Annotated in this window: 20 protein-coding genes and 1 tRNA gene; 8 read left to right on the top strand and 13 right to left on the bottom strand. The window is 37.6% G+C overall.

Annotated elements, in window-relative coordinates; all coding sequences use genetic code 11:
- Positions 1 to 9: 9 nt before the first annotated feature.
- From VJ937_RS02315 to VJ937_RS02300, 6 genes are all read right to left on the bottom strand, one after another.
- Positions 10 to 651 (bottom strand): response regulator transcription factor, encoded by a 642-nt coding sequence (locus VJ937_RS02315; protein WP_324065296.1) that lies wholly within the window; start codon positions 649 to 651, stop codon positions 10 to 12.
- Positions 608 to 2,737 (bottom strand): sensor histidine kinase, encoded by a 2,130-nt coding sequence (locus VJ937_RS02310; RefSeq protein WP_324065295.1) that lies wholly within the window; start codon positions 2,735 to 2,737, stop codon positions 608 to 610. The genes VJ937_RS02315 and VJ937_RS02310 overlap by 44 nt, the downstream gene beginning before the upstream one ends.
- A gap of 193 nt (positions 2,738 to 2,930) precedes the next feature.
- Positions 2,931 to 3,728 carry a DUF4382 domain-containing protein gene (locus VJ937_RS02305; RefSeq protein WP_324065294.1) on the bottom strand — a complete coding sequence of 266 codons (798 nt, stop codon included), beginning with the start codon at positions 3,726 to 3,728 and terminating at the stop codon, positions 2,931 to 2,933.
- Between the two features lie 147 nt (positions 3,729 to 3,875).
- Positions 3,876 to 4,010 (bottom strand): GIY-YIG nuclease family protein, encoded by a 135-nt coding sequence (locus VJ937_RS15685; RefSeq protein ID WP_414706388.1) that lies wholly within the window; start codon positions 4,008 to 4,010, stop codon positions 3,876 to 3,878.
- A gap of 131 nt (positions 4,011 to 4,141) precedes the next feature.
- Positions 4,142 to 4,348 (bottom strand): GIY-YIG nuclease family protein, encoded by a 207-nt coding sequence (locus tag VJ937_RS15680; RefSeq protein ID WP_414706387.1) that lies wholly within the window; start codon positions 4,346 to 4,348, stop codon positions 4,142 to 4,144.
- Positions 4,349 to 4,446: 98 nt separating this feature from the next.
- Positions 4,447 to 4,519: transfer RNA gene (locus VJ937_RS02300), tRNA-Met, on the bottom strand.
- 242 nt (positions 4,520 to 4,761) lie between these two features.
- Between VJ937_RS02300 and VJ937_RS02295 the strand changes: the two genes are divergently transcribed.
- From VJ937_RS02295 to porQ, 7 genes are all read left to right on the top strand, one after another.
- Complete coding sequence (locus VJ937_RS02295; protein ID WP_057953439.1) at positions 4,762 to 4,998, top strand: acyl carrier protein; 237 nt, start codon at positions 4,762 to 4,764, stop codon at positions 4,996 to 4,998.
- 29 nt (positions 4,999 to 5,027) lie between these two features.
- A complete protein-coding gene (gene fabF / locus VJ937_RS02290) occupies positions 5,028 to 6,278 on the top strand; it encodes a beta-ketoacyl-ACP synthase II (RefSeq protein ID WP_324065293.1) in 1,251 nt (416 codons plus the stop codon).
- Positions 6,278 to 7,006 carry a ribonuclease III gene (rnc, locus tag VJ937_RS02285; protein ID WP_324065292.1) on the top strand — a complete coding sequence of 243 codons (729 nt, stop codon included), beginning with the start codon at positions 6,278 to 6,280 and terminating at the stop codon, positions 7,004 to 7,006. Before fabF ends, rnc begins: the two co-directional genes overlap by 1 nt.
- A gap of 6 nt (positions 7,007 to 7,012) precedes the next feature.
- Complete coding sequence (locus VJ937_RS02280) at positions 7,013 to 7,501, top strand: IPExxxVDY family protein (RefSeq protein ID WP_324065291.1); 489 nt, start codon at positions 7,013 to 7,015, stop codon at positions 7,499 to 7,501.
- A 4-nt stretch (positions 7,502 to 7,505) separates the two neighbouring features.
- Complete coding sequence (locus VJ937_RS02275) at positions 7,506 to 8,564, top strand: M42 family metallopeptidase (RefSeq protein ID WP_324065290.1); 1,059 nt, start codon at positions 7,506 to 7,508, stop codon at positions 8,562 to 8,564.
- A gap of 6 nt (positions 8,565 to 8,570) precedes the next feature.
- A complete protein-coding gene (locus tag VJ937_RS02270) occupies positions 8,571 to 9,065 on the top strand; it encodes a YkgJ family cysteine cluster protein (RefSeq protein ID WP_324065289.1) in 495 nt (164 codons plus the stop codon).
- A gap of 107 nt (positions 9,066 to 9,172) precedes the next feature.
- Positions 9,173 to 10,216: a type IX secretion system protein PorQ gene (gene porQ, locus VJ937_RS02265; protein ID WP_324065288.1), complete on the top strand. Its 1,044-nt coding sequence runs from the start codon at positions 9,173 to 9,175 to the stop codon at positions 10,214 to 10,216.
- Between the two features lie 10 nt (positions 10,217 to 10,226).
- On the opposite strand, the gene VJ937_RS02260 is transcribed toward porQ, so the two are convergent.
- The gene (locus tag VJ937_RS02260) at positions 10,227 to 14,159 is read right to left on the bottom strand and encodes a two-component regulator propeller domain-containing protein (protein WP_324065287.1); all 3,933 of its coding nucleotides are present in this window, start codon (positions 14,157 to 14,159) and stop codon (positions 10,227 to 10,229) included.
- Positions 14,160 to 14,566: 407 nt separating this feature from the next.
- On the opposite strand from VJ937_RS02260, the gene VJ937_RS02255 reads away from it, so the two are divergent.
- A complete protein-coding gene (locus tag VJ937_RS02255) occupies positions 14,567 to 15,832 on the top strand; it encodes a nucleoside permease (protein ID WP_324065286.1) in 1,266 nt (421 codons plus the stop codon).
- Between the two features lie 53 nt (positions 15,833 to 15,885).
- Here the strand turns inward: VJ937_RS02255 and VJ937_RS02250 are convergent, their stop codons facing one another.
- The 6 genes from VJ937_RS02250 to hemW form a co-directional block, all read right to left on the bottom strand.
- Positions 15,886 to 16,482 (bottom strand): bifunctional nuclease family protein, encoded by a 597-nt coding sequence (locus VJ937_RS02250; RefSeq protein WP_324065285.1) that lies wholly within the window; start codon positions 16,480 to 16,482, stop codon positions 15,886 to 15,888.
- 251 nt (positions 16,483 to 16,733) lie between these two features.
- The gene (locus VJ937_RS02245; RefSeq protein ID WP_324065284.1) at positions 16,734 to 17,693 is read right to left on the bottom strand and encodes an L-threonine 3-dehydrogenase; all 960 of its coding nucleotides are present in this window, start codon (positions 17,691 to 17,693) and stop codon (positions 16,734 to 16,736) included.
- 120 nt (positions 17,694 to 17,813) lie between these two features.
- Positions 17,814 to 18,131 carry a hypothetical protein gene (locus VJ937_RS02240; RefSeq protein WP_324065283.1) on the bottom strand — a complete coding sequence of 106 codons (318 nt, stop codon included), beginning with the start codon at positions 18,129 to 18,131 and terminating at the stop codon, positions 17,814 to 17,816.
- A 29-nt stretch (positions 18,132 to 18,160) separates the two neighbouring features.
- Positions 18,161 to 18,355 carry a hypothetical protein gene (locus VJ937_RS02235; protein WP_324065282.1) on the bottom strand — a complete coding sequence of 65 codons (195 nt, stop codon included), beginning with the start codon at positions 18,353 to 18,355 and terminating at the stop codon, positions 18,161 to 18,163.
- 38 nt (positions 18,356 to 18,393) lie between these two features.
- A complete protein-coding gene (locus VJ937_RS02230) occupies positions 18,394 to 21,612 on the bottom strand; it encodes an ATP-binding protein (RefSeq protein ID WP_324065281.1) in 3,219 nt (1,072 codons plus the stop codon).
- Between the two features lie 102 nt (positions 21,613 to 21,714).
- Entirely contained in the window at positions 21,715 to 22,839 is a 1,125-nt protein-coding gene (hemW, locus tag VJ937_RS02225; RefSeq protein WP_324065280.1) for a radical SAM family heme chaperone HemW, read from the bottom strand.
- Positions 22,840 to 22,899: the final 60 nt, after the last annotated feature.

Genomic DNA, 22,899 nt, shown 5'->3' with positions numbered 1-22,899 from the left:
GGTGGGTAATTAAATTTCCACAATGCCATGAGTAAGCGCAATTCTAACCAACTGGGCCATGTTACTGGTGCCTGTTTTATGGTAAATGTTTTTCCGGTGCGACTCTACAGTGTTCACGGTAATTTTTAAAATTCTTGCCATTTCGGCTGTTGTTTTCCCCTGTGCAATCATTTTAATCACCTGTTTTTCGCGGTGGGTAAAAACCAAATTTGGTTCATCAGAATTTAACTCAGTAAAAATTGCTTTTTGGGCTTCTGCACAAAAGTATTTTTCACCATTAAGCACACTTTTAAGGGCTTTTATAATTTCATTCGCCGGGGCTGTTTTAGTAACATACCCCGATATGCCTTGCTCCGCAAGTGTCTTTATAATTGAATGATCAGTATGCATACTGAATACAATGATTTTTATTGCTGGGAAATCTGCAAGAATTTGTTGTGGAAATTTAAGTGCACTCAGAAAGTTGTCAATAGAAAGATCTATTATGGCAATGTCAATTTTTTCATTTTTCAGAAGTTTGAGGCTTTCTGTTTCATTGTTGGCAGAAAAAACTTTCGCATGCTCATAAAAATTTTTGATCTGAGATTTTATACCCTCTGTAATAATATCATGGTCGTCGACTAACAAAATTGAGAAGCTTTTTTCTGCCATTTTTCTGTGTTTTTAATGGAATCTGTATAGCAATACTTGTGCCCTTCCTTTCAGCTGAGTAAATATAAAAATGTCCCTTGAGCATTTTTATGCGGGTTTCCATACTTTTAATGCCCTGTCCTTTCATACGATTAAGAGACTTTTCTGTTTCGAACCCAACACCATTATCATCAATAAAAAGTTCAAGAACACTACCTCTTTTAATGAATTGCACAATTATTTCCGTTGCTCCTGAATGTTTTGCTGCATTATTAAGAGCTTCCTGAACTACTCTGTAAAGTTCTTTTTGTTTAAAGTCATCAATGTTGTCAAATATGTTTGTATCTGGCAAAAACTCAACTGTAATTTGAAATGAGTTCAGTGTTTTGTAATTACCTGCTAGTTGTTTTATCAGGTTTGAAAAGTTGTTTTGTGTGATATGTGGCGGCGCAAGATTATATATGATGCTTCTAACTTCTTCATGAGTTTTTTGCAGGTCCACAGATAGCTCATCAAGGTCGTTTTGATACTTATCTTGTTGTAAACTGGCAATTTTAAGCCGCAATCCCGTAATTCTGCTTCCAAGTTCATCATGTAATTCCCTTGCAAGCTGGGTTTTATGGTTCTCGCGCTCAGTTAATAATTTTGACATGTTATACTCTCTTATTAAGGTGTTGATCGTTTTAATAAGATATACTGTAAACGATAATGTAACCCAGGCAAGTAATAGCACTAACCACCAGTTTTTATACCAGGGGTTAATAAAGAGATCTATGATGTATTGTTTCTCTGAACCCTGAATGAAATATTGTGGCCTTTTTGTTTTTCCCCGTTGCATTAAGAAAATTTTTTTCAGCCCTTTGGTGTTATCTAAAGCTACTTGCCCAAGTAGGTTGAATTTTTCATCTGTAATTGAGACCTTATTTTCTGACACTATGCCGTATCCGGGTTTATTATTGATAGAAATCTTTATGGGAGAAATCACATTTACAGGATCGTAAAGTATATTTCGCCTTTCAGTAATTTTAAGATTGTTATCGAATGTTAACAGTTGCCCATTATCGAGTAATATGCTGGTTTTTTTTAAGACGGGGTGCCTGCTTTGTCCTGTAAAGCAGGTGGGAAATTTCACTAAAGCTCCTTTTTCTTCTAAACTTCTGCCGGTAATTTTTTCTCCTTTGGCATTAAAAATAAAAAGACTGTCATTACTACGATTTTGACTGCTACGGAAATAGCTCAAGAAATGAATACTATCTTTTATAAGTATCGGATATGAGTATAAAATGGATAAAGGCGAATGAAACACATATGGTTCAAAAAGCAGATCTAAGCTATCATCAAGTACCATCAGGTAGCTGCTGTTGTCAGGATAGGCTACATCGTGATCTGTTAGATTTGAACTGGCATGTGTTTGTAATATATATTCCTCAAACCCGTCATTATTGATATCAATATTTATTGCATGATTACCCGTTAAATGGCTGTAACTCTCCGGACTTTTGCGTAGCGAATCGTTTTTGATATCGTATATGTAAAGATTTCTGGGTTGAAGGGAAAAACCCGCATTGATGCTAAATATTATTTCTTTGTAATTATCTCCGTTTATGTCTTTACTTCCAACTCCATATATCTTTAAATCTACTGTCCCGTTTACAAAACGACTTTTATCAAGGAACCGGTCCTGTATAAAAAATCGGTCTTTCTTTAATGGGTTGATACCATTTAAGAAAATGGAATCTTTTCGCCTGTGAAAAGTAAAGATCTCTTTTAGGCTATCATTATTATAGTCAGTTATAATTGGTTCTGAATATAACAGAAACCGTCCGTTGTGGTTCCAAATTCCCTGGATACTGTTGTTTTGCGATTTTAAAATAACGGTAGCCCGCTTAAACTCATCCGAAAGTACATAGCCGTAATATTCTATCTTTTCAGAGACACCATCTGAATCAATATCAAAATAATATATCTTTTTATTGGTTGATTGTGCTTTTACAAGTTCAAGATTGAATTTTTTAACCGTTAAAAAATATACTGGAGTGAAAATAATTATTGCCGCAGCTGCAATTAAAAGGGGGTTATAGAAATATTTACGGGGAATTATTCTCATATTTTCACGATTCACTCAAATATAACAACAATTTATTGTTTAATCCAACTATACTCATAAGATTGTTGTAACTAAAGGATGAATCAAGGGCTTGTGTGTTGTTTTTGGCTTGAATGAAAAAAAGACTTCTTTTACGGTATCGAAAAGAAGTCTCTTGCACCTAAAATATATTTATTGGAACTTGGACCTACATTTATTGAATTCTTTCCAGGTTTATGGTATCCAGGTATGTAACCTGGCCTGTCATTACATTTACATCGTTTAATGTGGTGTCCAAATATTCATCATTTGGTTTCAATTCCAGGTTATATGTGCCTTCATCAACTCCCTGAAACATGAAGTATCCTGTTGTTGTATCTGCATATGTGCCAAGCGTGTCAATTTCGTCTGTGGTTATCGCCATAATATAAGAATTTGCTACTGCTGGCATTACAACTCCTTCTATGGCACCACTGGTAGCTTCATTATAAGTTCTGATTACTGGCTTGAGTAGGAACTCTCCGCTACCTGTTTCAACGACAGAACGTCCGGCGTCAAAATCAATCCACAATTTATAAGTTACACCTTCAATTAATTCTGCATGAATATTAAATTTTAATCCGGACTCCTGACCCGAAGGTATAGTAAGGTCATGGTATGTACCATTAGTTTTGACCTGGTTTCCATCACCGAGCACTAAACGCATTTGTGATATGGTACCTGCAGGCAACTGATCTTCTGCTATCAGCGTATCTAAACCATTAGTGAAGTCTAGCAGGTTGTATGTTCCGCTATATACGTTTTCCATTGAAACCCAATTTTCATCATTGGCCGTATCATCACCAACATGAACCTTCACTTCTTCAACATCAATCAGTACCTCTTCATAATTTGCAGGCGCATCTGTTAAACGAACAGAAAGTGTTGCCTTTTGAGCGTCGTTACTATCGTCGTCATTACATCCTGAAATCAAAAAAATTGCTGCTATTAAAATTCCAACTAATCTGTACATAATGTCTCTCTCTTTTTTGAATTCTAACAATCTAACAGATTGATTATTAGATTGTTCGATTTTTGAGGTTTTTGGTTGCGAGACATTTTTAATCCTTGCTAATTTGCCGTGAGCCCACAATATATAAAATGAAAGGAGTTTAACCACCTAAGGCCGAAACCTAACCACCCGTCCTTTTTTAGCAAGTTCATTATGATAATTGAATCTAGTTTGGAGATCAGAAGAGTATCCGATATAAATCTTATCAAACTTGGGTGCATAAAGGACATAAACAGTAAACATAGCCATTGCGCATAAAAAAAGGCCGGAATATTTTCCAGCCTTCTGTTCTAGTAGCGGGGGAAGGGCCTGTCCGCCCCTTTTGGCGGAACTCGAACCTCCGTCCGCCAATCGGCGGATATGAGCCCGGCTCGCTACAATATTTTAGGAATTAGTTCATTCCATATATATCTTCTGCCTTGAGCAGATTTAAGTTGTTTTTCTCTTTTTATTGCCTGCTTTTTGCTGCTGAATTCTTCAGTATGAGCCACCACCCATGGTCTGTATCTAATAGTCCAACCCTTTTTTGCTTTTTTATTATGGAATAGGATTCTGGTTTTAAAATCGGAAGAGTATCCGATTAAATCTTATCAAACTTGGGTGCATAAAGGACATAAACAGTAAACATAGCCATTGCGCATAAAAAAAGGCCGGAATATTTTCCAGCCTTCTGTTCTAGTAGCGGGGGAAGGACTCGAACCTCCGACCTCCGGGTTATGAGCCCGACGAGCTACCAACTGCTCTACCCCGCATTGTTTTGCGGTTGCAAATATATGGCGAGTAAATCCATTTTCCAAATCAAAAGTGGTTTTTTTCTAAAAAAGATTAAAGAATTAAAAATAATTTAATATAAAACGACCTTTAATAGCATTGTATTTTAACGCTTTAGCTAGTTTGTAGGCATCTAAAACGCTTTTTTTTTGCTAAATATTTTTATATTTAAAAGCAATTTTCATTTCTTTGCAGGGTAATATTAACTTAAATTTTATAAGCTATGTCAGACATTGCATCTCGTGTAAATAGCATTATCGTTGACAAGTTAGGTGTTGATGAGAGCGAAGTAACAGCTGAAGCAAGTTTCACAAACGACCTTGGAGCTGATTCACTCGACACAGTTGAATTGATCATGGAATTCGAAAAAGAATTCAATTTAGCTATTCCAGATGATCAAGCTGAAAAAATTGCAACAGTAGGTGACGCAATTAAATACATCGAAGACAACACCAAGTAAGACTTAATTCTTACCCTAAATTAACTAAAATGAACATCAGACGCGTAGTAGTTACCGGAATGGGAACCATTAACCCACTCGGAAATAATACTTCCGAGACCTGGGAGAACATGGTGAATGGAGTTAGTGGAGCAGCTCCGATAACTCGTTTCGATGCTTCAAATTTTAAAACCCATTTTGCCTGCGAAGTTAAGAACTATGACCCTAAAAATTATTTCGACAGAAAAGAATTACGTAAACATGACCTCTATTCTCAGTTTGCGATGATTTCTGCTGACGAAGCAATTAAGGATTCAGCCATAGTTTTTAATGAAGCCGACAGAGATCGGGCAGGAGTAATTTGGGGTGCTGGTATTGGTGGATTGCAAACCTTTGTAGAAGAAATTGGGAGCTGGGCCACTGGCGATGGACAACCCAGGTTCAGCCCTTTTTTCATTCCCAAAATGATTGCCAATATTGCAGCGGGTCACATTTCAATTAAGCATGGTCTTCGCGGACCAAACTTTACCACTGTTTCGGCTTGTGCATCATCAACGCATGCAATTATCGATGCAGTAAATTACATCCGACTTGGATTTGCCGATGTAATGGTAGCAGGTGGTTCCGAAGCCGCAATTGATGAAGCAGGTGTGGGTGGTTTTAATTCGATGAAAGCCATCTCAACACGTAATGATGACCCTAAAACCGCATCCAGACCGTTCGACAAAGATCGTGATGGTTTTGTTATGGCCGAAGGTGGTGCAGCAATGATTCTTGAAGATTATGATCACGCCGTGAAAAGGGGTGCTAAAATCTATGCCGAGATTATTGGTGTAGGCCTTAATGCCGATGCTCACCACATGACGGCCCCCGAACCAGAAGGAGAAGGTGCCAAAAAAGTTATGCATATGGCCATGAATGATGCTAATATCAAACCTGAAGATGTTGACCATATCAATACGCATGGAACATCAACCGGTTTGGGTGATATCGCAGAACCCAAAGCAGTCCTTAAAGCATTTGGAGAGCATGCCTATAAAATAGCGCTTAACTCTACTAAATCTATGACAGGGCATTTGTTGGGAGCTGCAGGAGCTCTTGAAAGTATGGCCACAATCCATGCTTTAACTAAGCAAATTATTCCACCTACAATTAACTTGAACGAGTTAGACGAAGAAATTGACAACAAGCTTGATTTTGTGTTTAATAAAGCACGAAAACGCGAAATCAAAATTGCCATGACCAATAACTTTGGATTTGGTGGACATAATGCTACGATTTTATTTAAAAGAGCAGAGTAGTGTGGAGTAAAATTAATTTTACTGCTCATCAAATTACTTTTGATAACGATAAATCGTTCAAAAAATCTATTAAAAATGTTACCGGATTTCGTCCGGGCAAGATAATTTTTTATAAGCTGGCCTGTATTCACAGGTCAGCTTCTTTTTATTACAAAAAGCAGCTCATTAATAATGAACGACTCGAATTTCTTGGTGATGCCATTCTTGGAGCTGTGGTAGCAGAATACCTTTACAACCGGTTTCCTGAAAAAGACGAAGGTTTTTTAACCAAATTCAGATCGAAGCTGGTAAATGGACAAACTCTTACCGAACTCGCTGAGCGTACAGGTCTGGATCAATTGTTATTTACCCGCTCACTCGATAAAGAACAAACCAATCATGTGTTGGGCGATTTTTTTGAAGCATTTATTGGTGCCGTTTATCTCGATAAAGGATATAAAAAAACCCGTGAGTTTATCATCAACCGTATTCTGGAGGCTCTTGTAGATATGGATGACATGAAACGCCGCGACACAAACTATAAAAGCCTCCTGATAGAATGGGCACAAAAGCATAAAAATCCGGTTCGTTTTGAAACCGCCTGTGTAAATAATGAAAATGCCCATAATCCGGAATTTGAAACCCGTGTTTTACTCGATGAACAGGATCTTGGAATAGGTAAGGGACGATCTAAAAAGGAGGCGGAACAAAATGCCGCCAGGGAAGCACTGGTACACCTCGAAAAATAATTTCCTATGGGTAATGTTTTTTACTTGGAGGAAGATATAGAATTCCCCGATGTCTATGGTATCATAACTGACTTGCCACCATGGAAGATGTGCTACATTATTGCTGAACTTATCGGGGTTCAATTGAGTCATGAAGATATTTTAAATCGTGCACCTGACCCAATTGAGAAAGTATATGAACAACAACTTGTGTCTTTTGAGAAATATGTTTGGACCGATGAGGAGTCTGGTCAGTTTATACATTTAATTGAGAATAGTAAGAAAATTGACGCTACACCACCACAAGAAAACATAAACAAAGAGCTGTTTGAAGATGTTCCCATGGGGGGGCAGCAACTACATTTGCTGGAGGAGTGGTCAGATGTGAAATTTTTAATCCGGACCGAAGGAGTGGAGTCATTTTTTGATCCATTCCAACTAAAACAAATTGACGGCGTGCGGATGATAATTAAATCTTCTGCCAGTGAATTTAAAAATGGCGAAAAAATCATATAAACCTATGCTAAAGGAAAATAAATTTGAACGCTTAAAAGCAATTAGTGAAACACCCGGTGCATCGGGGTTTGAGCATAAAGTGAGAAATCTGGTAAAAGATGTAGTAGCACAAAATGCCGACAAATTATGGGTTGACCGCCTGGGAAACCTGGTTGTCTATCGTAAAGGAAAAACTGATAAAAAAGTGCTTGTTGCTGCTCATATGGATGAAATTGGATTTGTGGTGAGCCATATCGACGATAATGGTTTTATTCGTTTCCATCCGGTGGGAGGCTTCGACCCCAAAACCCTTACTGCACAACGTGTGGTAGTGCATGGAAAACAAGATATAAAAGGCGTTATGGGCAGTAAGCCCGTGCATATTATGAAACCTGAGGAGCGAAAAAAAAATGTAGAAATATCTGATTTTTTTATCGATACAGGGATGGATACAGAGCAGGTTAAAGAGATTGTTGAACCTGGCAATGCCATAACGCGAGATCGTGAATTAATTGAAATGGGCGATTGTTTTAATGGCAAATCACTTGACAACCGGGTTTCGGTTTATATACTTGAGCAGGTGCTTGAGCTTTTAAAATCTGAAACTCCGGCGTATGATCTCTATGCTGTTTTTACTGTACAGGAAGAGGTTGGCTTACGTGGTGCCCAGGTGGCTGCCCAGGCTATTGAACCCGATATAGCTATTGGTTTGGATACTACTATTGCATTTGATACCCCGGGCTCACAGCCACAGGAACAGGTTTCTGCATTAGGGAAAGGTACAGCCATTAAAATTATGGATGCTTCGGTCATATCTGATCTAAGAATGATTGAGTTTCTGAAAAACACGGCCAAAAAACATAATATCACTTATCAGACAGAGATGTTGGCAGGTGGAGGAACCGATACCGGCAATTTACAGCGAATGGTAAAGGGAGGCGCCATTGCCGGAGCAATTAGTATTCCTACACGCCATATCCACCAGGTTATTGAGAGTGTGCACAAACAAGATGTTTTAGATTCCATAAACCTGCTCTACTATGCATTAAAGGAAATGGATGGCTTAGAATTGGAATATAATTAAACCTTAATGAGCAGTCTGATAAAGCCCGAACGTTTAAAAATGCTGGCCCAAAGTCATTATGAGGAACATAAGGCGACAGCAAAACGATTGCGCAAACAAAAAAACCGGCATCTTGATGACATCGTCCAGCAATTGGACGAGGAGCTTTTTGAGGATATTGACTGTTTGGATTGCGGCAATTGTTGCAGGTCTCTGGGGCCGCGCATTATCGATACAGATATCAGAAGACTGGCCAAACACCTGAAAATGAAAGATAGTGAGTTCATTTCGACTTACCTCCGCACAGATGAAGATGGTGATTACGTGTTTAAGTCTATGCCCTGTCCGTTTTTAATGGATGATAACTTTTGTATGGTTTATGAAAAACGACCTCGAGCATGCCGCGATTATCCTCATACGCATCAACCCAGATTTCAGAAACGTATAAATGTATCACTTAAAAACACTTTTACTTGTCCTGTAGTATATCATATTTTCAGGCGCTTAAGTGAGGAAGTTTAATTATAACTTTGTTAGTTGTTCTTATTCTATACTTTTTTATAGTTTTAACCGTTATACCAAACAGCTGCTGGAAAACCCAGTAAAAACATCAAGTTTTGCATGTAATTATGAATCGATTTTTTGGGATTTTATTTTTTATTTTAAGTGTATTGAGTGGATTCGGGCAATCTGATTTATCATCGGTATATCGCTTTTTAACAGTCCCCACCTCTGCATATTCTGCTTCTCTGGGAGGAGCACCAATTGTGAGTGCTGACAGCAGTATTAATTTTATAGCTGATAATCCGGCACTGTTAAAACCAAAATTGGATCAGCAGGTTGGGCTCAATTTTACAAACTTACATCCGGGCGTAAACATGGGTATGATAGCCTGGGGGTATGACTTAAAAGAGCTGGGTTTTGTAGGCGCAGGGTTGCAATATATGAATTATGGGGAGATGGACCGTATTGACCAATTTGGTAATGATATGGGTACATTCAACGGTGGTGATTATGCGCTCATCATCGGATGGTCGCAACCATTGATGAAAAACCTTCGTTTGGGAGCAAGCGTAAAGGGGATTTATTCTAAAATTGATCGCTACGATGCCCTGGCAGCGGCTTTTGATGCTGCTCTTACCTATCATAACCCTGATTTGCAGCTTACAGTATCGCTAATGGCCAAAAATATTGGTACTCAAATTGAACCATATGTTGAGGGTGAGGATGAGCCATTGCCCCAGGATTATCAGTTTGGAGTTGCAAAAGGGTTGGAGCATGCCCCATTTCGTTTTTCTGTTGTGGCACATCACCTGCATGATTTTGATTTATTGTTGACAAACAACAACACTGTTACACCTAATAACACTAATCTTCCTCCAGAAGAGATAGAAACAGATTATATTAGAAAAGACGCCGAAAAAATTATGCGGCACCTGATTTTTGCCTTAGAGTTTATCCCATCAAAGAGAATTTCAGCCAGGGTAGGTTACAACTATTATCGCCGTAGTACAATGAAGATGATCGATAAAGGTGGAATGGTTGGATTTAGTCTCGGGGCATCTGTGCTAATCAAAGGTTTCCACATTGAATATGCGCGAGCTTCCTATCATTTAGCAGGGGCAACAAATCATATATCTGTAAGAACCAATCTGGGGCGTTTTTTTGAGTAATGTGTCGGTCTTAGTTCTGTTTCGAAAAGTAGGCCGTCAACTCTTTTTCTACATTTGCCCATTTCTCCTGAATTTCCTTTAACAGGCGCTCAATTTTTGGCTGGTCATGTGCTTGTTCAGCCAGCAACTCAACCTGTTTACTTAAATTCATAAGATCTTCGGCACCGTAATACCTAAAAGTTGATTTCAGCGAGTGGGCAGATACTTTTATTACCCGGAAATCGTTTTTTTGGATGCCTCTGTCTATTTTTTGAATAAAGTCAGGAGCATTTTTTTGAAGTAATTTTAAATATTTAATTTCCTTCTCCATTGAGTCTCCAACAATCGCTTTGATTTTTCTAATGTCGATTGTTTTAAAACCATTGTTTCCTTCTTTGGTTGGTATGTTAAGTTTTACCTCGGGTGAAGGTGAGATATCGAGTATTTTTTTGATTTTGTTTAACAAATCAGCTGGAGAAAACGGTTTAGACAGGTATTCATTCATGCCCAGATCAAGGCAGCGGGTGCGCTCATCTTTCATTGCGTGGGCGGTCATTCCCAAAATCGGGATGTCGCGTTTATGGTCTTCGCGGTTTCGAATTAATTTCGTAGCTTCATATCCATCCATCACAGGCATTTGAATATCCATAATAACTAAATCAAAATCTTTTTTTGAGAGGATATCAATTGCCTCTTTACCATTGTATGCTACTTCTATATTGAGACTGTGATTGAATTTCTGTAGTGTTTCAATTGCCAGTGAAAGATTGATTTCATTGTCATCAACAATAAGGATACGGGTATTTTCCAGTATCTTTTCAAATCTGATTTTATAATCTTCAATTAGGGGTGTCTCGTTCTCTGTTGATATCTGATATGGTAGTGATACATTAAAAACCGTGCCCTTGTTTTCTTTGCTATCAACATTTATATCTCCATCATGGAGTTCTACTAATTTTTTTACTATAGCCAGACCCAGTCCGGTTCCACCATATTTACGTGTCAGGTTTCCTTTTACCTGTGTAAAACTTTCAAATATCTGATTTATTTTGCTGTCGGGAATGCCTATACCACTGTCTTTAATTTGTATGTGGACTACAATGTTTTTTTCATCAATTTTTTCCTCTTTTGTAGTTATTCCGATAAAACCTTCTTCTGTAAATTTTACTGCATTACGCAATAAATTCGAAAGTATCTGTGTGAGCCTTACTGGGTCTCCAATAATTTTATGTATCGGTCGTTGAATATTTAATTCGGCTTTAAGTCCTTTGTTTTCAGCCTCAATGCGAAAAACATTGAAGGTGTTGATAATGATGCGCCTGTAATTAAAAGATGTGTTGTTTAATGTAAGCTTATTGGCTTCTATTTTTGAAAGGTCCAGCAAGTCATTGATAATCACTTTTAGATGTTCGCCTGATGAACGGATATTCTCCATATAGCGTTTGTGCTGTTTGTCCAAACGGGCATTAAGCATAAGGTTACTGTAGCCAATGACAACATTCAGCGGAGTTCGCATTTCGTGGCTGGTATTGGCCAAAAATTGCTCTTTAAGCTGAGCACTTTGCCGTATTTCTTTGTTTGCTTTTTCGAGTTGGTTCTTTTGCCTCGATAACTGAATAGTTCGCTCTCTCACCAATTTTTGAAGTGTAGTCTTTCTTTTTCGTAAAGCATATATTCTATAGTTCCAGAATAGTAATACAATGGTTACAAGTGTTACGCTCATTATAATACGGAACCACCATGTTTGATAAAGGGGGGTGTCTATGGTAAAAGTGTAGGTTTTTTCACCGGCAGGTTTGTCCATGAAATCGCTATGTAACGTTTGTACACGGAATGTATAGGTGCCCGAAGATAAGTGATTGTAACTTACCTGTGTCTGCTCACCGGGTTTTGACCAGGTTTCATCCAGACCTTCTAGTTTGTAACGGTAGAGCAAATTATCCTGGTTTACAAATTCAGGAGCTCCGTAGTTAATGGTTACATTTTTTTTGCTGTAGGGTAAATGTAGGTTAACTGGTAAATTGAACCAGGGTGCCACGGAGTCGGCATAACCGTGCAAATGGTCTTTGTTTTCTGAAAGCTGAATTGAACGAATAAATGGATCTGCTACAATTTTGGTTTGAATTTCTTTAGTTGGATTTTGTTTGGTAACGCCATTAACTGTTCCCCAAAATATTTCTCCTTTTTCATTTTTTGTAACGGCATTGGAGTTGCATTCAATACCAAAGAAGCCAGTATTTCTTGAGTACTGGTGTGTTCCGTAAATTACACCGTTTTTATCTGTATTGAGTAAAACGATACCATTTTCTGTACCCAATAAAATCCGGCCATATTTATCTTCTACGATGGAATAAAAAATATGGCTGTTTGCTAATTCAGAGATGGGGTAATACTTGAGTAAATCATCATTATACCAGGCCAGGCCACCCTCAGCTGCAAACCAAAAGTTATCATATCGATCCTGTAAAAGCGAGCTTATGTGTTCATTTAGTAGCCCGTCTTCTTTATTTATCGTATCAACTACTTTATTGTCTTTAATAACATTTACACCCTGATCGGTGGCTACAAAAATTCTTTTATCGTCTGCCTGCAGAATATCCCAAATGTAGTCTGAACTTAAACCATTTGCTGAAGAAAACAATTTTTGGGTATTGACACATTGTAAGCCCTGGCCAAATGTCCCTGCCCATAATTGTCCTTTATCATCCAGCATGAGTGACTCTATCAGGTTTGTAACCAGGTGGGCCGGCTTTCTGAGATAATTTATTTTACCATTTCTAAAAACGGTAATACCAGTATTTGTTGCTACATATACCTCCCCATTTTCCGAAGAAACAATTTCGTTTGTAAAGTTGCTGCTCAGGCCATTATCTGTTGTGAAATGCTCATGTTTGTTTTCTGATATCTTTATTAATCCCTGACCTTCAGTTGCTACCCACATATTTTTTGCTTTGTCAATATGCACATCCATTACGAATGAAGGTTGGTAGAGTTCTTCGATGCGCAGTTCAGCAAAATTAAATCCTTTGAATATCGATACACCTGCACCATCTGTACCGATCCATATGTTTTGCTGGCTATCTTTAAATATTTTGTAAATACGGTTAAAGCCAATGCCTTGATAAGCTGTAATGTTTTTAATATTACCGTTTTCGTCGAAAATAAATAAACCGGCTTCATCTGTACCTACCCAAAGGCGCCCTGCTTTATCAATTTCCATGGTTATGGCATGGTGGTCGTGAATTTTTCTTGATTGAACCTCCAGCTTTGTGCCTTCAACTTTGCAGTCGAACAGGCCCATTGTTGATGCCACAAAAACATGTTCTTTAGATGTGAAAAACAGATCTTCGATGAGCACATCATCTGTAATAGAAATTTGAGCTTTTGTGAGGGAGTCTTTTTGTAATACCATTGGACCAGCAATTCCAGAGCAGAACCATAATTGATTTTTTTCTGGCTGTTTGGATATTTTGTAAAACGGATATTGCATAATGGCTGGGTCAGCAACGTAGACCGTATCGTTTTTAATATGCCAAATTCCCTGATCGGTTGCCAGCCAGATTTTACCATTTTGGTCTGCTGCAATATCCCAGACAAATAGTTTTTGGACAGGTTCGCTTATTACTGGTGTTTTTACAGAATAGCCGTCGTAATAGCAGGGTCCATTGGCTGTTCCGATCCACATGCGTTCTTTTTGGTCAAGAAAGAGCGAGGTTGTGGAGTAGGAGGGCATGCCGTCTTTAACAGAGAGGTATGTTTCTTTTTGCCCATCGAGAATTGTTATGCCGCCTGAATAGGTTGCAATCCATATCCGGCCGGTCTTATCCTGGCTGATGTCAAAAACCTGCCCCTGCGATAAACCTTGTTCATTTGTGTACCTGTCAAAGTTATACCGATAACTTTTTTGAGCATTTAAATATGGCAGCACACACAATCCCGCCAGAAAAACTAAAAGATATTTCATTCTGCCATTGTATTAAAAAAGCGTATCCCTATTCGACTTAATCTCGAATCGCAAATTACATATTTTTGCTGTTTTATCCGAATAATTGGTACGAGAAATCAAATGAGGTTTTATTAAATCTATCAATAAGTTATAAAGGTTATATCCTGTTGTGAAGACGAAATCTTTGTGTTTTTAGGTGATTAATTTTTATGCTAGTAACAAATATTTGGTGGTTCATAGTCTGTTTTATCTTTTTTGTATCGGTCAGGTATTTAGATTGTTATGCATCAGGGTATTTTTTTTATTATTCTACAGTTCTTACTTACATATATTTTTACAATATTTGTCGACTTAACTATGACCAAAAAAAGTCTTGTTTTTGGCAATAATACAGACTTTCACAAAGGTCAATATTTTTTTATACTATGAGCAACGTAAAGATAAGACTTACAATTCTGAACTTTCTTCAGTTTTTTGTGTGGGGTACCTGGTTACTCTCTTTTGGAAAATATTTGAACAGTACGCTGGGATTTACCGGAGAGCAAATTGGCGCCATTTTTATGGCCGTAGGTATAGGTGCTATTTTTATGCCTGCATTGATGGGTATTTTGGCAGACCGCTATATTAAGCCCAACACTGTTTTTGGAGCATTGCACATTTTGGGTGCCGGAATGTTATTTCTGGCTGCACAGGAGCAAACTTTCAGTGCATTATATCCTGTAATGCTCATTTATTTAATGCTCTACATGCCTACTATATCACTTAATAACAGTATTTCATATGAGATACTTAAGCGTGAGCGGTTTGATGTAGTGAAAGCATTTCCTCCCATACGTGTTTGGGGTACAATAGGTTTTATTATTGCTGTTTGGATTGTTGATTTCCTTGGTTGGGGCGTCAGCGAAAATCAGTTATATTTTGCCGCTGCATTCTCCCTCATATTGGGTTTGTATTCTTTAACATTCAAAACCCAAAAACCAGCGAAAACCGGCGAAAAATTTTCGCTCTACAAGGCATTGGGTCTTGATGCCTTTGTGCTGTTTAAAGAGCGTAAAATGGCAATTTTCTTTATTTTTTCGATTTTACTCGGTGCTGCTTTGCAGATTACAAATATGTGGGGTGAAGCCTTTATTCATGACTTTGGCAGCCTTACGGAGTTTAAAGACACTTTTGCCGTTAAAAATAACGGTATAATTATGTCTATCTCACAAATGTCTGAAGTGTTGTTTATTCTTACTATACCTTTCTTTTTAAAGCGCTTTGGTATCAAGAAAGTGATGTTGATGAGTATGTTTGCATGGGTTTTACGCTTCATGCTATTCAGTGCCGGTAGTCCTGTTGGTATTGGCCTTGCACTGATCATACTTTCAAATATCGTGTATGGAATGGCATTTGACTTTTTCAATATTTCAGGTTCTTTATTTGTTGAAAAAGAGGCAAAACCAGAGATTCGTGGAAGTGCACAGGGTTTGTTTATCATTATGGCCAATGGTTTCGGGGCCATGATCGGTGCTTACTTTAGTGGTTGGATTATTGATCTTTATACCGCGAACGGAGTTAAAGACTGGGATAGTATATGGGCGATTTTTGGAATCTATTCACTATTAGTGGCAATCGCATTTATGATTCTGTTTAAATATAAGCACAATCCCGAAGAAATTAAAAAAGCCGAAGAGGCTGGTAAGATATAAGTTATCGAAGTTTTTATAAGAATCAGATAAAAGAAAAGAGAGAAAGGATAATATTATTCTTTCTCTCTTTGATTTATTTCATCTCTTAGTTCAGAAGCCAGTTCGTAGTTTTCTTTCTCTATAGCTTCATTGAGCATTTTTTTCAGGTCTTCCAGTGTTTTTTGGGCGTATTTCTCTTTCTGTTCTTCACGTGAGAGGGTGGTTTTACTTACACCAGCTTCACGGTCATCGGTTTTTTCATTTTCCAATTCAATACCTGCTTTTTCCATTACCGCCGGCGTTGTGTAAATCGGGCATTTGAAGCGCAGCGCTAAAGCAATACTATCACTTGTGCGGGCATCAATTTTAATGCGGCTGTTTCCATTGTCACATGTAATTTCGCTGTAAAATATACCCTCTTCGAGCCGGTTAATTGTTACATCAATAATATTTATATTGTATGCATCTGCAAAATTTACAAATAAATCGTGCGTCAGGGGTCTTGGTGGCTTCAGTCCTTCGAGTTCTATGGCAATTGCCTGGGCCTCAAAACCACCAATTATAATCGGTATTCTCCGCTCTCCGTTATCTTCAGCAAGTATGAGTGCATAAGCACCGGTTTGTGTTTGACTATAAGAAATACCCAGTACTTTAAGTTTGATTTTATCCATAAAGAGTTTATTCCATTACATATCTACAAACTTACATAATTTTTTCCTGTTTTTTATACCGACGAGCTAATCCCCTAATTGTTCATTTATTCTTTAAATAGTGCCTGCAAGAAAACTCCAATAACTGCGTTATGACCATTTTGAAAACAGTCAATTACGAAAGTAAACTCCTTGATTTTCAAAATACCAAGCCTTGTTCTTGAAGTTTTATTACCAGGCACACCCAAAAACAGGTAGTTTTCTTGCTGAGACTAAATGAGGCCATTTTGATGTTTTTCCTCAATTTTTTCCAGCATGTCTATGGTCATTGCCGCCAGATTAAACTGAGGGTTCCATCCCCATTCTTCCCTGGCGCAATTATCATCCATTGAGTTTGGCCAGCTATCTGCAATCGTTTGCTTAACCTTGTCAATATTATAATCCATATTAAACTCGGGAATATGTTTTTTAATCTCGTCACCGATCATTTCGGGGTCGAAACTCATTGCCGAAATGTTGAAAGAGTTCCTGTGTATAAGTTTTTCTGGATTGGCTTCCATCAGATCTACACATGCTTTTACCGCATCGGGCATGTACATCATATCGAGGAAGGTGCCTTTTTGTAAGTTGCAGGTGTATTGTTGTTTTTTTATGGCTTCGTAATATATTTCAACTGCATAATCGGTAGTGCCGCCGCCGGGTAGTGTTACATTGGAAATAATTCCGGGAAACCGTACCGAACGGGTGTCTACACCATAACGTTGATAATAGTAATTACTTAAAAGTTCTCCCGATACTTTGCATACCCCATAAATGGTGTTGGGTTGCATGATGGTATCCTGGGGAGTATTGTCTTTTGGTGTGGTAGGGCCAAAGGCTCCAATTGAGCTTGGAGTAAATACAGCGCAGTTATGTTCTTTTGCAATATTAAGGCTGTTTTCCAGTGCTCCCATGTTTATTTTCCATGCAAGTTCAGGGTTTTTCTCTCCTGTGGCCGATAACAGCGCCACCATGTTGTAAATCGTGTCGACTTTGTATTTTTTTACAATTTCGAGAAAACGATTTCCATCGGTTGCATCTAATTTTTCCCAGGGGCCTTCAGAAAGTTTTTTGCATTTATCTTCATCAATGTCAGCAGCTATTACATTGTTTGCTCCGTATTGCTTGCGCAAAAAAGGTACAAGTTCTGAACCAATCTGTCCACCTGCACCTACTACAAGTATGTTTTTCATTTTAAACGGTTTATTAATTAATCGTTACGATTATAGAATAGAAACAAATGTATATATTTTCGACCGGAAACTAAACCATTTTATTATGATAAAATTATGTTTCCTACCATGTTGAATTTACTAATGGTTTAGCATGGTTAAAGTAGGTAAAGAAACCTGTTTAATTGTCTTAATGTCAACGTTGAATCCGTTTAATGCAGCCAGTTGCATTATATTTGGATTTCCGGTTGTAAAGAAATGATCTTCTCCGTTTTTTGTAAATGGCAGAACATTTTTCTGTAATTCTTTCATTACTTTTTCCATGGGGTCAATTAGTTTGCAACCGGAAGACATTACTGCAGCAATTTCTTTAGCAATAAACGGATAATGGGTACATGCAAGCAACAATGCTTCAACATGTTTTATGGGTAATAAGATTTTTTCCAGAACCGGCTTCAATACTTGTTTTTCAGTTTTTCCACTTTCTATTATAATTCTGACTTAATAATATCATGGTTACCCTCATATAGTTCAGTTTGGGAAATTTCCTTTTTTACAGGTTCAGGAGTGATTTCTTTTTTTTGTTGTTGCGTTTGTTTTTGCTTGTTTTTTTGGTCGGGTTCACACGCTGTAATTCCGCATATAAGTATTACCGAAAAAAATAAGCTGCTTATTTTTTTCATGTTCTTTAGTTTTCAATGGTAAATGTAAAAATATAAATTTAATTTAAATTATCGGGCTTAATGGTTTTACTGATGGCTAAGAATAATTCTTCGAAACGAACTGGTTTGGTAATAAAGTCATCGCATCCTGCATCAATGCATTTTTGCCGGTCGTTGCTGAATGCATGGGCTGTTTGGGCAATTATTGGTATGTTTTTGTGCAGGGCTTTAATTTTTTGTGTTGCTTCGAGTCCGTCCATCACTGGCATTTGAACATCCATTAGCACCAGGTCTATATTTGATTGTTTCTTAATTAATTCAAGTGCTTCCTTACCATTTTTTGCATGAATAAGCCTGCATCCTGTATTTCGCAATATTGATTTGAGTAAAAGATAACTTCCGGCATCGTCTTCCACTGCAAGCACACTTTTATTTTTTATAAAGCTAATGTCTGCAGGGGCCTTATCATTTTCTGCCCTTTTTGGTGTGCGGATGTAGGGTAGCTTAATTGTAAATTCAGATCCTGAACCGGGTATGGATTCTAAATTAATTTTACCTCCCAACATTTCAGTTAGCTTTTTTGAAATGGCCAGGCCTAGCCCTGCACCTCCGTATTCACGGGTATAACCTTCTTCGACCTGTCTGAAACGCTCGAAAATTGTTTTATGATATTTTGGATCAATACCGATACCCGTATCTTTTATTTTGATGTGTAAAAATTCGTGATTTTGATCAAATCCAACATTAATTTTTATTGTCCCACTTTTCGTAAATTTAAAAGCATTTGCTACCAAACTATTTAGTACTTGTTGCAACCTGACTTTATCGGTATCAATAATTATTTGGTAAGGTGTGTCGGGAAATTCTATTTCGAAGTTAAGGTTGGCTTTCGTGTAATGGTTTTTGTAATAATTGAAGGAATCCAGAAGCATTTCTTTAATGTTGACCGGGTTTATATTGAGATTGAGCTGCCCGGTCTCCATTTTAGAAAGGTCTATAATATCGTTTATAATGTTGAGGAGATAATTGCTTGATTCAATAATAATTTTAATAAATTCTTCTCGTTCATCCTGTTTTGTGCTTGGCTGACTCAGGAGCTGCGAGAACCCTACAATAGCATTTAGTGGTGTGCGTAATTCATGCGACATGTTTGTGAGAAAAGCAGTTTTTAGTTGGTCGGCCATTTCGGCATTCTCTTTGGCTATTTTGAGTTCCTGGGTCATGTGTTTTCGCTTTGTGACATCCCTTCCGAGCATTATGAGCCATGCCGGTTCTCCCTGATTATCGAAGATCGGAACTTTAATAATCTCGTAGGCCCTTGGTAACTCACGCCCCTGATCAAAAATCATATCGTATTTATACTGCTTTCTTGTGTGCCACGCTATCACATCTGTTTCAGCGCATTTTGTGTATATCGATTTATTCTCCGGGTGAATTGTGGCCAACTCTTTACAGGTTTTTAGTAAATATGGCTGGTTTTTTATGCCGTAAAGTTCCAGGAGCGGTTTATTTGCAAGTATCCACCGGTTTTCCCTGTCTTTCAAACACACGATATCGGGAAAATGGTTTATTAATGAGTAAAGTTGGGTTTCACGGTTTTTTAACTCCATTTCGGTGGCTTTTATACGTGTAATATCATCTAGCACCAATGTCCACCCAATGTTTTGTCCTGTTGTGCTGTATCGAATCGAAATATTTACATAATACCAGCGTATTTTTCTTTTTAATTCAATGGGTATTTCTATTGCTTGTGCAATACCATCTTTTTGAACCTTAATGCCCGTGTCCAGTATTTTTTCAATGAACTGTTCAGGTAAGGGCAGCTCGGTATAATGTTTCCCGGTAGGGTCGAAGCCTTTTTTCAATAAGAAATAGCTTGTGTTTGTAGGCTTGTAAAAGTTTATGATAAACCCTTTGTTATCTACCACGATAATCCATTTTTGAAGCGATTCCAGCGTGGCTTTTAATTTCATCTGGTTGTCACGTAATAACTCGGTTTGTATTTTTTGTTGCGTTTGATCAGTGGTGATTATAAAGGTATAGGTGGGTTTACCACTTTTTTGTTCTCTGTAAAAGATATTTGATAAATAGCGTTTTTCACCATTTTTAGTGAAGACCCAAAAATTTATTTCGTATATGTTTTTGTTGTCGGGGTTAGGGTACCTTGGAGTTAAATTTTCTTTTGCAGCTGCCAGATGTTTTATATCAATTCCGTATAGTTCTTCTATTGGGTATCCTGTAATTTGGGCCAGACGATCACTTATAAATACCGTATTTTTGTTTTCGATAACTGTTATTGCCTCATTTACAATTTTTGAAAGGCTTAGAAAGCGATTTTCTGATTGGCTCAGTTTATCGATCGTTTCTGCTATTTCCTGATTTTTCGCTTCAAGAATCTCGTTTTTTATATTGATTTTTTTGTTTTGTGCCTCAAACTCCTCATATAAGTTCAGGTATTCTTGTCTTTGTTTTTTTAATCTTACCTCAAGTGATTTGTGATCAGATATATCGCGGGCATCAATTACAATACCCTGAACCCTGGGGTCTTTTAGTTTATTTACAATGATAATTTCAAGGTGCCTGGGTTCACGGGTGTATAATGGGTTTGTTGTGACTTCTGTTTTTATTTCTGCATCAGGTGTTCTTAATATCTCATCCAGGGATTCAAAAAAAATGGTGCGGCTTTCTTTATCGAAAAACGAATCTATTGTTAATTTCTTAAAAACATTTTCGGTATTTTCTTTTAAAATCAGCCTGCCATTATGAATATGCTTAACATTAAGATCCTGGTCAATAATGATATTAAGTCCAAAATTATTTTGAATTGAGGCTTCGAGCCGGGCATTTTTATCTTGTGTAATTGCCAGGGCATTTTTGTCTTTGGTAATGTCTAAAAGTAGCCCCATACGTGTTGCAGGAGTAGCAGGGTTCTCGGTAGTGATTCTAAACCAGATGTGGTTGCCTGCAGCATGTCGAAACCTGATTTCAAAAGGGATGATAGGTCTTTCGTAGCGTAGGTTTACAATAAACCGAAGCCATTTTATTTTGTCAGAAGAGTGTAGGATTTGATATAAATGCTGGGCTAACTGCTCGTTTTCTTTCTCCAATCCTAGTTTTTCTCTAAAGTGCTGGTCTACATCAATATGGTATGAGTTTTTATGCCAGGCCCATATGTAAGTGTTTTGTTGATGTAATAGTTGCCTTAGGCTATTGTTTTCAGAGCTTAAAGGGTTTATTCTATTTTCTTTGGGGCTTTGATGCGATCCTGCCTCTGTCATTTCATAAATATTAAGGTCGAATATTAACTAAAAATATAAAAATTAACAACTTTTGAAAAATTGTTTTATATCGATGTTGATTGAGAAAGTTGGCCGATTTGATTAAATGAATAGTTCTGCTGTGATTTTATCGCTGATAAACATTCCTTTTCGGGTAAGGTAATATTTTTTCCCTTCTGCTTTTATGTGTCCCGATTCTATATATTTTCCTATGGTTTTAAGCAATTCATCAGAGTTTTTATCCGGGAAATGTCGCTTTATATGGGCTATATCTATACCCCAATAAGTGCGTAACCCGGTCATCAGGTATTCATTAAATCGATCAGATGAGGTGAGTATTTCTTTTTCTCTGATATCGTCGTTTTTTCTTTCAATGCGCAGGTATTTACTAATATCTGATATGTTCCAGTAACGTGATTTTCCGTCAAAGCTGTGTGCTGCAGGCCCCAGCCCAAGGTAGGGTTTATTTTGCCAGTAATTGATATTGTGTTTGGAGAACCTGCCCATTTTGCCAAAATTGGAAATTTCGTATTGAATGAAATCGTTATTTTCCAGGAAATCGGTCATTGTATTAAATTGCCATAGACTTATATCTTCATCAGGCGGAATGAGTCTGCCGCTTTTTCTGAGTTTGTCAAATACAGTACCTTCTTCGTAAGTTAAATGGTATGCTGAAATATGCTGAATATTCATTTTTACGGCTTTGTTGAGTGTCTTTTCCCACTCGGCCTTTGTCATTTCGGGTAAACCGTAAATCAAATCAATACTAATATTGTCGTAACCTTCGGCTTGTAAAGTATCAACCGCTTTTAATGCACCCATTACCTTGTGCCGTCTGTTCATTAACCGAAGGTGATAGTTGTAAAATGCCTGAATGCCCAGACTGAGTCTGTTTACTTGTGTCTGTTTTAGTTGCCTTGCATAGTATTTTGATACATCGTCGGGGTTTATTTCAATTGTTATTTCAGGTAAATTTACAACCGAAAAATGTTTATGTATGGTTTCCAACACCTGATTAACTTTGGCTGGATCAAGCAAGGAAGGGGTACCCCCGCCAAAATAGATGGTTTCAATTGGTTCATGCTTCAGGAAGTCTTTGCGCAAAGTGATCTCATAAAGAAGCGCTTCATAGAAAGGGGCCTTCATGCTGGAATCTGTAATGGTATAAAAATCACAGTAGTAACAGCGCGATTTGCAAAAAGGATAATGTATGTAGATACCTGCCATAAGTTATTGAACCCTATAGTTAAACTCAAAAATAATGAATTAAATTAACAAAAACCTCTA

Origin of the sequence: Salinivirga sp. (assembly GCF_035268865.1) — a bacterium.
Taxonomy (GTDB): domain Bacteria; phylum Bacteroidota; class Bacteroidia; order Bacteroidales; family Salinivirgaceae; genus Salinivirga.
Note: the sequence above shows the minus strand (reverse complement) of the source record. Positions and strands in the feature narration are given on the sequence as shown.